Raw genomic sequence first — 16,190 nt, 5'->3', positions numbered from 1 at the left:
GGGAGCCATCACTAACGCAGCATCATGCACGTGAGTGCTGATGTGTTTGGTTGAGTTTCACTGGGCTCAATGAGCAACACGGGTATTTGGCGACTTAAATGAGATGCTGATCAAATAAATCGTATTCAATGATTCCGGAAGTTCAAATCATGAATGACGCAACACGCATACCTTACTTGCAACGCCATAATGTAGATTCTCCCTTCCCCCCAATGACCTCGTGAAACTAACTGATCTGTCCACTCCTGCGTTCTTCGAGAATCCCTATCCCTTGTATGAAACCCTGCGCACGCAGGGGCCCTTCGTGCCCATCGGACCGAATGCACTGATCACGGGACACTACAACATCGTTGATGCTTTGCTGCATAACCGGAAGATGGGTAAAAACTACATGGAGAGTACCCGCCTGCGGTACGGAGATAATGCCCCCGATATGCCCCTGTTCCAGGGATTCAATCGGATGTTCCTGATGCTCAATCCGCCCATGCATACGCATCTGCGTGGCTTGGTGATGCAAGCGTTCAGTGGACGGGAGAGTGAATCGATGCGTGCCCTTGCGACCGATACGGCGCACCGCTTGATCGATCAGTTCGAGCAGAAACAATCAGTCGATCTTGTGACTGAATTTTCCTTTCCCCTTCCTATGCGGATCATTTGCAGGATGATGGATGTGGATATCGGTGACGCCATCGCTCTGGGTGTAGCGGTCAGTAAGCTTGCCAAGGTGGTGGATCCTGTGCCGATGTCGGCCGATGAACTGGTGCAGGCGGGCGCTGCCTACGAAGAATTGGCGCAGTACTTCACGAAATTAATCGAGGCGCGTCAGGTGCAGCCTGGGACTGACCTGATTTCCATGTTGCTGCGTGCCGAGGAAGATAGCCAGAAACTGACGCATGATGAAATTGTGTCCAATGTGATTCTGTTGTTAATCGCTGGTTACGAGACGACCTCCAACATGATTGGCAATGCGCTGATCGCATTGCATCGTCATCCCAAGCAGCTTGCACTGCTCAAGAGTGATCTGTCGCTGATGCCGCAAGCAGTGCTGGAATGCTTACGTTACGATGGGCCGGCACAGTTCACGATCCGCATGGCGTTGGAGGATGTGGACATTGAGGGCGAGGTGCTACCGCGAGGTACGATGGTGCTCTTGATGCTTGGTGCTGCCAACCGTGATCCGGCGCAATTTACTGATCCGGAGCATCTGGACATCAGTCGCAAACAAGGACGCTCACAGGCATTCGGCGCCGGCATTCATTATTGTCTTGGGTATCGGCTCGCGCTGATTGAGCTGGAATGTGCACTGAGCGCACTGTTTGAACGCCTGCCACATTTGCGGCTGACCAATCTGGATACATTGCGTTGGAACCAGCGGGGCAATTTGCGGGGCGTCAATGCCTTGATCGCTGATGTGCATGCGAAACATTAGGCACATCGGATACAGCACTGATGCATATTAAAAAAACATTATTAACCTGAGAGAAGTTGCAGAGACCATGTCAACGCAACTTTTTGAGCTATGAGATCGGTTCTGATGTTCAATCGTGACAGATGACGACTGATGACATGATTGTTGGTGCTATTGCGGATTGCGGATCTTTCTTCTTTGTTGGAAAAGCTCCGCAGAATAGGTTCTGTTTTCAACGTATACAAGCGCAACACAGGGGTGTATCTGATCACCTGATCGTTAAATTACAGTTATTCAGAATGCTTCTTTTGAAATGCATAAAAGATGCTTCTATGCGTTCCATGACCGATTCAACTCAGACAAGAGAGTGCATTAGGGTAGCGGGGACGGTCCATGCACATAACTACCATGTACAGCCAACATCGTACAGGCCCATAAAATGCAATATATGTCACGTAATGGATCGAGGTGAGATAAACACCGTATCCCAGTAGGGCAGCTTCAGCAGGTCCACGAAGTCCATCACGAAGCAGAACCAATTGGGATACAAGCTCCGGAGATAGCCAACAATCATCGTGCTTACGAAGATACTAAACAACCACGTCGCCTAACAAAGAAGGTAATCCAAGGGCATATCCCAAGAAAACTTTGATTTGCTGTCGTTAAACCCAAGCTTCTTCGGGGGAATCGAAATAAGCATATCCAACCCAACCAGCGTTTCACCAACAACGCAGCAAATCTTCTTGTACCCATTACACCTTGTTATTACTACTTCGGATTCAGTCTGGAAAACTCAGGCAACCGTGCAGCTCAGGTCACTTCTCGCATGTGGCAAACAGATCATATGAACGCTCGTATAGGGCTGTCCTGACCTGCATCAGCCCCAGCACGGATGAGAACAGATTGTCATGATCCGCATACTGAGTGGCACGTTGACGCAAGCACTTCAAGTCCATCTGACGCGACTGAGCGAACTGCTGTGAGAACCACATCACCATCGGTACTCGGGTCTGCTCAGCGGGCGCAATTGCGTATGGCACACCATGCAGATAAAGCCCTTTCTCACCAAGTGACTCACCGTGATCGGAAAAATAGATCATCGCTGTGTCGTAGTCGGACATGTCACGCAGCATCACAATAGTCCGGGCCAGAAAGTGATCGGTATAAAGCAGGCTATTGTCGTAAGCGGCAACGATCTGTTCACGGCTGCAACTCCCCAGGTTGGGTGTCTCGCACGTTGGACCGAAGCGACGGAACGCAGCTGGATAACGCTGGAAATAACTGGGACCGTGGCTACCAAGCTGATGAAGTACCACCACTCGATCACCCGGCTTGGTACGTACCTGCGAGGCGAAATCTTGTAGTAGGATTTCGTCCATACAACGGCCACCACTGCACAGCGTGGGATCCTTAGCGTCGTCCAGCTGGTGCAGCTCCAGTCCATCACATACACCCTTGCAGCCAGACTGGTTGTCACGCCACAACGTCCTGATTCCGACACGCTCAAGTACATGCAGTAGCGACTGATGACTGCGAATCTTGCGTTCGTCGTAATTGTGACGGCCATACGGTGAGAACATGCACGGCACTGACACTTCAGTACTGGTGCCACACGAGTGCATATCCGGGAAATTGATGACGTCGTTCTGGGTCAATTGCGGAGTAGTCTGACGGACGTAGCCATTCAACCCCCAGTTCTGTGCTCGGGCAGTTTCACCAAGCACGATTACCAACAAGCGGGGACGGCTACCTGGTAGGCGTGGGATAGACATCGCATCTTCGCCAATCGGCAACTTGGGAGCGCGTTTCAGAGGCGAATCGTTGCTCAACATCTTGCGCAGCGCCATGATGTAGTTGACCGGCGTAGCTAAGTGACGCACCTCACGATGATTGCGCATTAACGCTGACAACTTTTGGAATGACAGCATCGCACCACCGACACCAACCACTGTTACCGTCAACAAAAACAAGGTGCGTATACCAAGAGCACGAGGCCAACGCCGCTGGCGCAACCGCAGCCGCCACAGCACCGCAATCGGTAACGCAGCATAGAACAACAGCGGTAAAACCAGCGCTGAGGTGATTAGCTCTCGAGACTCTTTATGGTCGGTATTGAACACATTGCGCAGCATGTCCGCGTCCAGGTAGACGCTGTAACTATTCATGTAATACGTGGCTAACGCAGTAGTCACGAATAACAGAGTCAACAATGGTTTTGCGCTCCAACGCCACACCACCAAGCCCAGCAGCAACGCATGTATCGCCACCAACAAAGTTAAAAGCGAGAGTGCAAAGCCGATGCTTCCTGGCGCGGTACTCATCGCACTTCGCCAGAACATCGTATTACACACCAATGCAAAGAACAGACTACTGCCGAGGACTACACTCTCAGTGGAGACTTCCGGGCGTGCACACCAGTCCAACGCACTCATCCGGCGCCACAGTACAAGAACGGATGTTGAAAAACTCACGGTATCGTTCCTTGTTGAACAGATAAGGCACGTGCTGCGGGAAAAACAAAGAAAAGGTAGAAGAAACCCAATGCAACCAACCAACAGATGGTCAGTGACCACAGATCATGCGAAAGAAAATGTGCACCACGCAACTGCTGTGAAATACCAAACGTGAGGCCAGCCGTTAAACCAATCATTAGACCTAGCCAGCGCCAAGCCGGACACAACACCCACGCTGCAAAATATAGGCACACCCAGGCGTAACCTGCGCTGGCATGGGCAGCGGGGAAACAGCCTGACGCTTCTAGGCCATGGCGGCTCTCAAACAAACCAATAAACGGTAATTCACCACCATAACGCACCAGATCCCAAGGACAATCCATACCAGTGAAACGCTTTGCTAGTGAAACAAGGCTAGTAGACAGTCCCAGCGTCATTACGACATACAAGGATGGACGCACGTAATCACACATTACCGATCGCTTCCAGCTCCCTACCAACGCACCTCCCAGTAAGCACAACGCAGCAGCGATAGTAAGCCACTTACCAACACGATGAATCAGATACTCTGTGATCCAATGTTGCTTAAGCAGCCACTGTCTACCTTCAAGTCGGTACAATAAGTCAGTTAGCCACTGATCGCCTCCCAAGCCCATCAACAAACCGGACAGCAACATCACCACAGCTAACGGCAACCAAAGATGAAAAAGCAGAAATTTACGGCCTTGGATTAACGCAGCTTGGTTGATATATATGGGCAAGATCGAATTCATGCAAGCGAATGCCTGTATAGGCACATACTATAAATGTCGAGAATGACTGGAAACTTGGCATTGAGAAATCGCATTCAACTAAGATTCAAATTAGAAACAATGTGAATGCCAATGATAACCTCACACCCACACAGCTAACCTAGTAGTTATATCAATAGGTCGCATACATTGTCTTTTGATTTGAGAATGTCACAATTAAGTGCCGTTTCTGTCTTAAGATTATATTTCATGACATCGCACATAAAAAATTTTTCGCAAATAAGCAAATACGACAACGCAACCAAGCGATCTTGAAATCAATGCAATGAAAACAGCTAGCATGCAACCAGACAAAAAATATAACAAACTGCAGTCATCAGCGAAAATGGTCACCGCTTTACACAAACAGCAATCTATGGAATAGCATATCGATTGACAGGATATCTTTTAAGACCAAACGGCCTATCCGTGGTTTTTGTTTCAAATATTTAATTAAAAACGATGCTTTCTAACAGTGCTTAATCAAACTCTATTACCCTCACACTCTAAGTAACTGAGCTGGCATGATTTAAAGCTCACACTTACACCCATCTACCAACTCAAAACTCTAGATACCGCAAACAGCGGAAAATTTGGATGCTCTCATCACATGCTCCAACGCGTAGATGGCCGCTACCCAACTAAGCAGTCAATCCAAGCACTCTTAACCACAAGTCGCAATTCTCCAACTCTCTGAATTTCAGAACACATGATCACATAAATCCCAAGAAGTATTTTCAGAAAATTATTCTGCATACGGCTGCTTGGCACCTTTAATTCATGGCTTCAAATAGGACATTATAATTTGTAGCTGTCCATTATCAGTTTTGCCTTCAGTCATCCACTTAATTTTCAGCTTATGCGAGAACTGCAAAACGACCTACGCCCCAGAATCTTATAAGCACAATGCAATATGTAAACAGACTTATAATGAAAGTTAACCACAACATAAGCAGTAGCCCTTCTTTAGCCCGTTTACTAAACACAGTAATCGCAATTAAGAAGAACTACATCTCTGCTCTTTATCCCATTAAACACAATTAACGGAGAGTCACATCCAGAACGTGGCAGCACTCAAATCACATTAATTAGATCATGATTGCTGACATGGACTGAAACCGAATTGCCGTCAGAGACGACAGAAAGCAAGTGGCAGTTATGCAATTCAGCGCGCAGCAGTAGCCACACGTAACACCTTCGGAGTTACGAAGATCAACAGCTCGGCCTTTTGTTTATCTTTACCACGTTTCTTAAACAGATTCCCAAGGAAAGGTACATCTCCTAAGAACGGAACCTTACTCACGCTATTACGGTCAGCAAACTCATACACGCCACCGATTACCACGGTTTGACCATCATCAACCAATACCGCGGTGTTAATCTCACGCTTGTTCAGAGTCGGCACAGTACCGAAGTTGGCGATCGTAATCATCTGATCGATCTCGTCCTTCTTGACCGTCATGTTGAGAAATACACGGTTATCATTGGTAATAGTTGGAGTCACGCGCAACTCCAGAACCGCTTCTTTAAACTGGACATTTGGGGTGGCTTGACCACCAGCAGTCCCTCCAGTGATCGTGACATACCCGATCTCCTTACCCTGTTTAATATACCCTTCACGCTGGTTTGCAGTGACGATGCGAGGGTTGGAGATCACCTCACCACGCGATTCTTGCTGCAATGCTGAAAGCTCAAGATCCAGATTAAATTTGGGCCCAAGCAAAGTGTAGGCTAAGCTAGGCAGGGTTGCAGCAGTGCTGAAGGTCGCACCGCCCAAGTCAACGTTGAGCCCACGCGTGGCTGACGTCGAACCGCCAGCGGTGACAGTGCTACCAATCGTCGCAGTGTTATCGCTGAAACGGCTAGCACCACCAACACCAAACTTAGCCCCCAAGTCACGCGCGAAGCTATCCGTGGCGATCACAATGCGGCCCTCAATCAACACCTGGTCGACAGGACGATCAATGTGTTGGATTAGAGTGCGCATTTGTGCGACTTTCTTCGGAATATCGCTGATCATCAATGTATTGGTGCGCTCATCAGCAACAAGGCGGCCGCGTGGTGATAGGAAGGCATCATCATTGTTATTATTATTAGAGTTGCTCCCCATACCTTTGGCTTCGGTCAGCGCCTTAAAGATCGTTGTAGCCGAATGGTAATTAATTTGCACATAATCGGTGATTAAACCCTCACGATTTTCGATCGCAATCCGCGCATCTTCCTTTTCCTGCTCATATTTAGCCAGCTCCTGTTGTGGCGCAACCCAAATCACTTTGTCATCACGGCGCTTATCCAATCCCTTAGCACGCAACACGATGTCAAGCGCCTGATCCCATGGCACGTTAATCAAACGTAGAGTGACATTGCCTTGTACAGTGTCGGCAGCAACGATGTTGAGATTGGACTCATCAGCGATCAGCTGTAAAACCGTTCGTACCGGCACGTCTTGGAAGTTAAACGTTACCGGACGACCACTGTAACCTTGTGCGGAAATCTTCGCTGCGGACTTACTGACCGATTCAGGAGTAATCGCCCCTCCCATAGCAGCCTCACCTTTGCGTGGCACAATCTCAACCACGTATTCATTCCCTGTCTGGTAAGCCAGCGACTCAAATGAGCCCTTAGTGCTCAACACCAGTTGTGCTCCCTTACCCATAGGCTTAGCGTCGATACGCTGCACTGGGGTGGCAAAGTCGACGACGTTGATCTGCTGTTGAAGGGCAGCTGGCAACACCGCCGTCCCTAGGTCAACCAGCACAGTGCTACCCTGCGTACGTAAGTCGGGGCTGGCCCCCTGTCCATCAAACTGCAAAATCAAACGGCCAGCACCATCGTCACCACGTTTAAAATCGATCTTGGAAACGCTTAGTGACGGGTTGGCAACTTTAGTTGCTGGCATCATCACATGCTGTTCAGTGGGTGCCGCTGCTGCGGTCCAACACCAAACCAATGTTATACCTACCCCAATTGCACATGCCCGGATCGACGCTGTGCGTCGAACAAAACGCAAGCTTAGGGCTTCAAATAAAGTCATCGTATTATCCCCTAAATCAGTCATTAATCGTCGAACGAAAGTGCGGCTGGTCGCTCCAACCATCCTCCCGCACCATCCGAAACAAGTTCCACAAGTTCGACGCGGTCTTCATACACCTTGGTAATCCGCCCATCGTTCTGTCCGATATACATACCCCGATGCACCCGATAAGTCACTTTGTCTGGAGCAGTAATAACCGCAACCAAGCCAGCACCCCTACCGATCGTGCCCACCATCTTCAAGGTATCAAGTGGGAATGCTTCCAGGGGCTCCTTGCGTCGATTCGGATCTGGGCGCAATCCATTGACCCCCTCTGGATTAACCCAAGCATCGCTAAACGGATCACGCATTCCCTGTGCAGAGTACTCAAAGGTTTCAAACTGCTGCATCACTGGTAGTTGTTCCAGAGGTGGAGCAGGACGCGCACGCATCTCGCTTACCCAATTTTTCAAATCTGGCGCATCGCCAAACGTGCTGGTTACACTACGCATGCAACCGACTAACACCAAGAGAACAATCAAACCGACTATCCTTTTGAAGGCTTGTGTACTCATACTCCGTCCTTCTTTTTCGCAGCATCGGCAGCACGATTCTCCTTATTAACTATTTCCTGGTCATCCAGGTAGCGGTAAGTTTTCACTGTGCCAGACAATTCGAGCAAACCTCGTGTAGGCACGTTGTTCTTAGTGCTTTTTGGTTTGAGACTCATATCATGCATAGTCAAAATCACCACGCGCGGTAAAGAAGCCACGCCACTGACAAAAGCAGCAAACTGGTGATAACTTCCAACCATCCGTAAAGCAATCGGCTTCTCGGCGTAAAATTCCTGAATGGCTTCTTGACCTGGTTGAAACAACTCATTAACCAAGCCACTGGATAATGCAGTCTGCGAGATGTCAACGATCAGATCAGGCATTTCGGTCTTACTAGGCAACTGCCGCAACATTTGTTTCAGCACCTCTTCCATCTGCGCCAATTGCTGCTTTAATGGCTGCAGGTTCACTGCACGTTCTTGCTGCTTTTGGAATTCCACACGCAACTCACGTTCTTTGCCTTCAAGGTTACCAAGTTCTTCACGCTCGCCGCTAATGATGAGGAACCAAGCCATGATGACAATGAAAAAACCGACCAAGATGCAGAACATGAGCTTGACCTGCTGCGGCCATGCACTGATATTATTAAAATCGAGGTCGCTCAGTTTAAAGGACTTCTTACTCATCAATTGGCCTCTGACAACGGTTTGAGGTCAGGTGTAACCGCAGAATCAGGCAGAGGGGCCACAACGGCTTTGCTTGGAATGGGAGATAAGGGGCCATGGTTGGCCTCATCTGACTTCGGCTTGGACAGTTTTGCTTTGATAGTGAACACGTACGGCAGCGCCCTGCTATCAACGAGCGTACTTTTATCCTGTTCCTTGGCTTCAATGATCGATAAATCGGGATTAGTCATCCATCCCGAACCCTCGATATTGCGCATGTAAGTACTGACTCTCACGTTGGACTGAGAGCGGCCTTGCAAAGTTAGGATATTGCCTTCCTGCTTAATACTGGTCAGAACCACACCATCCGGGATGGTACGTGCCAGTGAATCGAACAAATGTACCATCTGGGAGCGATTAGACTGTAGCTCTTCGATAACCTTCTTACGGGCAAGCAAATGTTCCTTCTTCTTGTCGAGTTGGTCGATTTCCCGATTCTGCGCCTTGACCTTCTCTATCTCGGAAACTAAGAATGCGTTACGGTCGTTCTGACCGGTAATCTGCGCGTCATAATAGAACCAAACCAGAGCTGAAAGGACTACACCTGCCAAGGTGGAAAAACCAAGCATCGCATAGAATTCACGCTCACGCTGCTTACGGCGCTCAACACGCCAGGGCAGTAGGTTAATTCTGGCCATCAGTCAAAACTCCTCAGAGCCAGACCAGTAGCAATCATTAGGGCAGGCGCATCTTGAGCCAGTGTGTGTGCTTGTACTTTTGCCCCCAAAGTCATCTGCGCGAGTGGATTAGCCACCACGGTGGCTACGCCCAACCGTTCTTCAACCATAGCTGGCAATCCAGCAATCACAGCACAACCTCCCGCCAACACGATGCAATCGACTCGGTTGTACTCACTGCCAGCATAGAAAAACTGCAATAAGCGACTGATCTGCTGGACCACAGCTTCCTTAAAGGGTTCCAGTACCTCAACCTCATAGCTCTGTGGCAAACCTCCCTGACGCTTGGCTTGACCAGCTTCCTCGTAGGTCATCCCGTAGCGATGCGCCACTTCGTCAGTAAGCTGCTTACCACCGAATATCTGCTCACGACTGTACAAGCTGCGACCGCTATGCAGCACATTAAGCGTAGTCATCGTTGCACCGATGTCGATCAGTGCAACCAACGCTTTACTTCCAACCGGCAATTCTTCGGCGATAAGTGAGAAGGCGTTCTCGACCGCGAAAGCCTCCACGTCAATGATCTTGGCAGTGAGCCCACCCAATTCCAATGCAGATTGACGCAATTCGACATTCTCCGAACGAGAAGCAGCCAGCAAGACCTGGACCATCTCTGTATTGTTCGGAACCGGACCAAGCACCTCAAAATCGAGGCTAACCTCATTAATAGGGTACGGGATGTAATTAGTAGCCTCCAATTCTATCTGAGCCTCCAAATCGTGCTCGTCCAGACCAGCAGGCATTGGTATCAGCTTGGTGATTACCGCCGAACCAGCGACCGCAGCAGCGGCAAACTTGGTCTTGGTACCAGAACGGCTCACAGCACGACGAATTGCCTCACCGACCAGCTCGACTTCAGCGATGTCCTTCTCGCTGACCGCATTCGGCGGTAGAGGCTCCACAGCATAGTGTTCCACCTTGAAACGGGTACCGCTACGGGAAAGCTGCAAGAGCTTGACTGAAGTTGAACTAATGTCAACACCAACCAGCATCGACTGTTTTTTGGAAATAAGCCGCACGGAAACTCCCCTGCCAACGGGCACTTTAAGATATGGATATATCTGTCTCCGCGCCCAGATATTTTGAATTCAACTATAAAACCGCGGCACACAATAACTGGCAATGCATCACATAGCAAACAACGTGGTGCATTGCATTTGTTTTTTACCTATTGATGTTCCAAGGCCATGCTAAAGCCAAGCGTCATCTATACTCTACGATTGAGAAATTCGCAATCCGCAATCTAATCTCGATTTAAACATGTATCGTCTCCGCGGTTGGCTTGGGTGGTTCCTCACCATACTTATCATTCTCACACTACTCGGCATTCTGGTCGCGGGCGGTATGTATTACGCCATTTCATCGAAACTGCCCGACGTTCGAAACCTTAAACAGGTTGAACTACAAGAACCAATGTACGTCTACTCCCACGACGGCCGGTTGATGGCGGTGTACGGGGAAACCCGCCGCTATCCTATCCAAATGAAGGAAGTACCCGAGCAACTGAAACGAGCATTCCTTGCCACCGAAGACGCTCGTTTTTACGAGCATAACGGCGTTGATTATAAAGGCATTGCGCGCGCACTTTGGCTGCTGGCCACAACCAACGAAAAACGCGTCCCAGGTGGCTCGACTATCACTCAACAGGTTGCCCGCCAATTCTTTCTCAACTCGGAATACAGCTATAAACGCAAGCTGGCTGAAATTCTATTGGCACGTAAAATCGAGTCGCAGCTAAACAAAGACGAAATTTTCGAACTGTATCTAAACAAGAGTTTTTTCGGGAACCGCGCCTACGGTGTTGCTGCTGCAGCCGAGTATTACTACGGCAAGAAACTCAACGAACTTAACCTTGATGAGATGGCCTCTTTAGCTGGAATCCCAAAGTTTCCATCCAGCGGCAACCCGATTACTAACCCGGCTCGCGCTCGTGAACGCCGCGATTTCTACGTACTGCAGCGCATGGCCGATCTCAACTTCATCTCCCAAGACCAAGCCAACGTCGCCAAAGCAATACCGATGCACGCCAAACCTCACGAACCACCCATACAGGTGTACGCCCCCTACGTGGCCGAGATGGTACGTCAGGAAATGATTGCCAAATACGGTGGTGACGTACTCAACAAAGGCTATCACGTGACCACCACGATTGATGGCACACTGCAAACGGCCGCCGAAATTTCAATACGCAATGGTTTAGCGTTATATGACCATCGCCACGGTTGGCGAGGTGCCGAGCAGCATATCGAGGTGGATGCGGACACAGACACAGCGGCATTAGCTGCATACCTGTCCGGTATTCCTACCCAAGGTGGGATGTTCCCAGCGATCGTGGCACGCATCACTTCCGAGGGTAGCGTCATAGTGGTACGCAGCGATCGCAGCGAACTGACCCTGCCCCCGGCAACCGCACGTTGGACTGGTACCCCGCTGAACAAACTACTCAAACGTGGCGACGTGGTGCGGATCCGATCTGGGGAGAAACATGGCGAATGGATGTTAGAGCAGCTACCAAGCGCTCAAGCCGCATTAGTCTCGCTAGATACCGACAATGGCGCACTGCGCGCACTCGTTGGCGGCTTTAGTTTCACTGCTAACAAATTCAATCGTGTCACCCAAGCACGTCGCCAACCTGGCTCCAGCTTCAAGCCATTTGTATATTCAGCAGCGTTCGAAAAAGGTTTCAATCCAGCCTCGATCGTACCGGATGCGCCTGTCATATTTCGCGACCGCCGTGGTCATACCTGGTCACCACAGAACGATGACGGCAAATTCCTAGGTCCGATGCGCATCCGCGAAGCGCTCGCTCAATCACGTAACTTGGTATCAGTGCGTCTACTGGACGCAATCGGCGTTGATTTTGCAAGCAAATACATTACCCGGTTCGGCTTCGAGGAAAACGAGCTCCCTCCGAATTTATCGATGTCTCTGGGCACAGCTTCGCTCACTCCATTGTCGATAGCACGCGGTTATGCAGTCTTCGCAAACGGCGGTTTCCGCGTGGATACCTGGCTTATCGACGAAATCCGTGATCGCGATGGCAACGTCATCTTCAAGAAAAATCCTACGGTAGCCTGCCGCAGCTGTACGCTGGCCGCCACCAACGTCACTCAATCAACCAGCCACGTGGTGGACGGATTCAACTTTGGTGCACCCACCCAAACACCACCATCCAAGTTGGTAACGAGCAAGAGCGAACCTCCCCAGGCCATACCTTCACCGGGTCCAATCACACCGATGGCGCCGCGCGCGATTGACGAGCGCATTGCGTTCCAATTGGTATCAATGATGCGTGACGTGGTGCTGCGCGGTACTGCAACCGCAGCACGTTCGCTGAATCGTGAGGACATCGGCGGCAAAACTGGCTCAACCAACGAACACCGCGATGCGTGGTTCTCAGGCTTCGGGGGTCCTTATGTGACTACTGTATGGGTAGGACGTGATGACTTCCAATCACTCGGTTACCGGGAATATGGCGGTAAAGCGGCACTGCCCATCTGGATCGAATATATGCGCACAGCATTGAAGGACAAACCAGTGGCACGCAACGATCCCCCTCAAGGGATGACTCAAACCACGCTTAATGGTGCAACCGAATGGGTCAAGAACGAAGATATCAACCACTTACAAGATCGTGATTTCAAGTTGCATGAGGAAGAAACCAACGAACAGACATTCGACATCTTCTAATGCTGCTCCGACTCGGTACTCACTTGACGTGCAACGAAATCTCACTTAGTTAAGGAACAAATTTCCTTCCGACACTATTTAATAATTAATTAAGACATTACCATCTCAATAGTGTGAGACAGCGTCTACAGTATCCAATAGCGTGGTGCTTCTTTGTTACACCCCAGTCCTCTAACACGCCAACCTCTAGACACCCCGCAGATACCTGTGTTCGAGACCAACAACATCCATGTGAGTGGAACATCCTAGCGCCGCAATACACAGAAAGCGTCCCAATACCATCAGCACATGAGTGAAAACAGCAAACATCGGAATATTTAGGAACCGTTACAGACAAACAACAAAAACGTATCGATCCATCGATACAAACGATGCCTGCTAAAGAGCACTGCGCACATAACAAGCGGTTTGTGTCATCGCCTTCAGATCAAAGGACACAACCGCGCATGGACCGCATAACCGCATCAAGCCTCCTCTCAAGACAAAAGACAACTTTAAACATGTCTTAGTATCGTCCAAGAGCGGAAATACTTAATAAAATTGCATAAGCGCTCGACCACCGATTGAAGCAGGGCGCAATGACCCCTTTGTCAAGCAAATCTTTGATGTGGCTCTGCACACACTAGTTGTCGTGAGCTGGTCCTGTGACAAGAACCAACCAAAACGACTTACCCGAGGCTTCCATCGCCAGAAACCGCCTGCTACCAAGCCACCTTGGGAAAGCACGAGTCCTTACGAGCAGCTAGTTTCGAAGCTCCAGCTGCATGCGAGTGCTATTCACGATAAACCGGATCGACCAGGAAGTGTTCAACCTCCATCTGATCTGTCATCTCCAGCACGCAACACTGCCAGATACCGTTTCACTGCCATCCGGAAACACGCATGGACAGTGACTCAATGCCGTGGCATTCCCAAGGAACATCTATGTGAGTCCTGCATCGCACGACTTGGAAACCCAGCGACTATTGACCAGCGTTGGATACGAGCTAGCTGGCTCAACCGGCCTCCTTCGCGTGAGCGACTTTCATCCATCAGCAGCGTACCGAATATCCTGAGGTGTCCGCACGAGCAAGCAAAGTGAATGTCAACAAAACTCAAGAAGCGCCATCAATCGAACACAGCACCACTGCTTGTATCCTGCTTGATCGATCAGCGACCCATGCTCTACCACGATCTCCTTCGGGATCATCTGCTGAACACAAACCGCTGCAAATTCCAAGCCACATAGACCATACAGAGATGCTAGATAGCATGAAATAATCACCTATTAAACAATACTTTATTGCTACCCCGCCACTTCAAAAAAACAATCTTTCCAAGCACTTTAATGCACATGAGCGTCCCTAAACATCGCTCGCACCAAAACGCTCAGACATATGCAGCGAGCCTTCTGAAGCACCCGTGGATAAAAGCGAACAACACGCAGCATTTTGATCACAGCTAGCACCATCACACGATTCCCCATTGAAGAGCACCTAACACCACGACAGGAACAGACAACACCTGCATTCGTGCATCAACCAGCACCTCACATGTGCCTCTGGAATTCAGAACACCTACTACAAGAGGTTCCCTCCCAATCTTGGAATGGACCATCACTGCATCGCTCCGAATCACTCACGCCACTGCTGCCTCAACGCATTGCCAGGCAGTCGCATCCAATGCTTCAGCTACTTGCAATGCCTGAAGATTTTCTTTCAGTTGGGCAACCCGACTGGCACCAAGAATCACCGTAGAGACATGTGGATTACGTAAACACCAGGCGATCGCCAATGCTGCCGGTGACTGGCCAAGATCAGCGGCAACCTGAGTAAAGCGCTGTGCTTGTACCAAGCGTGTGTCCCCCGTACCCAAACCCAACACAAACGCCTGCAACCACTCGGAACCAGGCTGTACCAAACGGCTACCCGACGCCACACCGGCATTGTACTTTCCAGTCAGCAACCCCGAGGCCAAAGGCGACCAGATCGTTGTCCCCAGGCCCTGAGCGTAGAGTGATAAGTACTCACGCTCTACACGCTCACGATGTAGCAGGTTGTACTGAGGCTGTTCCATCCACGGACGCTCAAGATGCTCACGCGAGGCAATCGCAATTGCCTCGGCGATCTGCGCGGCTGACCACTCCGAGGTGCCCCAGTAAAGCACCTTGCCCTGCTGAATGAGTGCATTCATCGCACGCACGGTCTCCTCAATCGAGGTGTCACTATCAGGTCGATGACAGAAGAACAGATCCAAGTAGTCCACTCGCAGACGTTTCAGTGCAGCATGACACGCATCATGTACATGCTTACGTGAGAGGCCACGCTGAGTCGGACGTGGCTTTTCGACAGCGCCAAAGAACACCTTGCTGGATACACAGTAACCATCGCGTGGTAAACGCAAGTCGGCAATCACATCCCCCATCACCTGCTCCGTGCGGCCTTGTGCATAGTTTTCAGCGCTGTCAAAAAAATTGACGCCGTGATCCCAGGCACAAGCCACCAAGTGGCGAGCCTCGTCACGCGCAATCTGACTGCCAAAAGTCACCCAGGTACCGAACGAAAGTGCTGACAGCTGCAAACCAGTAGAACCAAGACGACGGTAATGCATTGGAACTCTACTCCTGGAGGGATGCGAGAATCGACAAACAACGCGTGTAACAACCACAATAAAAAGCAGGAGAAAACACGCAGCACCGGGTAAACAGAAATCGTTTTACCTTCCCAAAGTGGCTTGCTCAAAGCGTCTCACCTTGTCACAACCAATGGTTTACACATGATCGAAAGTGTAGATCGAATCGACTTCGCCCTGCTGCCCTTAAAACCTTACCTGGATATTGTCGCGTAACCGCAGCCCGATCGCTGAAGCTACTCGCACCCAAGATGCTCTTGCAGATTGGC

Annotated in this window: 10 protein-coding genes; 2 read left to right on the top strand and 8 right to left on the bottom strand. The window is 50.0% G+C overall.

Annotation, left to right across the window (positions count from 1 at the left end):
* The first annotated feature begins 220 nt into the window (after positions 1-220).
* Positions 221-1,429: a cytochrome P450 gene (locus PLS229_RS09690; protein WP_038270519.1), complete on the top strand. Its 1,209-nt coding sequence runs from the start codon at positions 221-223 to the stop codon at positions 1,427-1,429.
* Positions 1,430-2,223: 794 nt separating this feature from the next.
* Here PLS229_RS09690 and PLS229_RS09685 read toward each other — a convergent pair.
* The 7 genes from PLS229_RS09685 to pilM all read right to left on the bottom strand — a co-directional run bounded on the left by PLS229_RS09685 (position 2,224) and on the right by pilM (position 10,613).
* Positions 2,224-3,840, bottom strand: coding sequence for a phosphoethanolamine transferase (locus PLS229_RS09685; RefSeq protein ID WP_051482258.1), 1,617 nt, complete (start codon positions 3,838-3,840; stop codon positions 2,224-2,226).
* Between the two features lie 35 nt (positions 3,841-3,875).
* Positions 3,876-4,634: a phosphatase PAP2 family protein gene (locus PLS229_RS09680; RefSeq protein ID WP_038270521.1), complete on the bottom strand. Its 759-nt coding sequence runs from the start codon at positions 4,632-4,634 to the stop codon at positions 3,876-3,878.
* Between the two features lie 1,183 nt (positions 4,635-5,817).
* A complete protein-coding gene (locus tag PLS229_RS09675) occupies positions 5,818-7,686 on the bottom strand; it encodes a type IV pilus secretin PilQ (RefSeq protein ID WP_171898060.1) in 1,869 nt (622 codons plus the stop codon).
* 23 nt (positions 7,687-7,709) lie between these two features.
* Positions 7,710-8,240 (bottom strand): pilus assembly protein PilP, encoded by a 531-nt coding sequence (locus PLS229_RS09670; RefSeq protein WP_038270523.1) that lies wholly within the window; start codon positions 8,238-8,240, stop codon positions 7,710-7,712.
* Positions 8,237-8,905, bottom strand: a complete 669-nt coding sequence (locus tag PLS229_RS09665; RefSeq protein ID WP_038270524.1) for a type IV pilus inner membrane component PilO — start codon at positions 8,903-8,905, stop codon at positions 8,237-8,239. Before PLS229_RS09665 ends, PLS229_RS09670 begins: the two co-directional genes overlap by 4 nt.
* The gene (locus PLS229_RS09660) at positions 8,905-9,582 is read right to left on the bottom strand and encodes a PilN domain-containing protein (RefSeq protein WP_038270525.1); all 678 of its coding nucleotides are present in this window, start codon (positions 9,580-9,582) and stop codon (positions 8,905-8,907) included. Before PLS229_RS09660 ends, PLS229_RS09665 begins: the two co-directional genes overlap by 1 nt.
* Positions 9,582-10,613, bottom strand: coding sequence for a type IV pilus biogenesis protein PilM (gene pilM, locus PLS229_RS09655; RefSeq protein WP_201745732.1), 1,032 nt, complete (start codon positions 10,611-10,613; stop codon positions 9,582-9,584). Before pilM ends, PLS229_RS09660 begins: the two co-directional genes overlap by 1 nt.
* A 268-nt stretch (positions 10,614-10,881) precedes the next feature.
* On the opposite strand from pilM, the gene PLS229_RS09650 reads away from it, so the two are divergent.
* Positions 10,882-13,311, top strand: coding sequence for a penicillin-binding protein 1A (locus tag PLS229_RS09650; RefSeq protein ID WP_038270527.1), 2,430 nt, complete (start codon positions 10,882-10,884; stop codon positions 13,309-13,311).
* Between the two features lie 1,617 nt (positions 13,312-14,928).
* Here PLS229_RS09650 and PLS229_RS09645 read toward each other — a convergent pair.
* The gene (locus PLS229_RS09645; protein ID WP_038270528.1) at positions 14,929-15,900 is read right to left on the bottom strand and encodes an aldo/keto reductase; all 972 of its coding nucleotides are present in this window, start codon (positions 15,898-15,900) and stop codon (positions 14,929-14,931) included.
* Positions 15,901-16,190 lie beyond the last annotated feature (290 nt).

The sequence above is a fragment of the Xylella taiwanensis genome (assembly GCF_013177435.1).
GTDB lineage: Bacteria > Pseudomonadota > Gammaproteobacteria > Xanthomonadales > Xanthomonadaceae > Xylella > Xylella taiwanensis.
The sequence above is the reverse complement of the archived record's forward strand: the minus strand, read 5'-3'. Positions and strand labels throughout refer to the sequence as shown.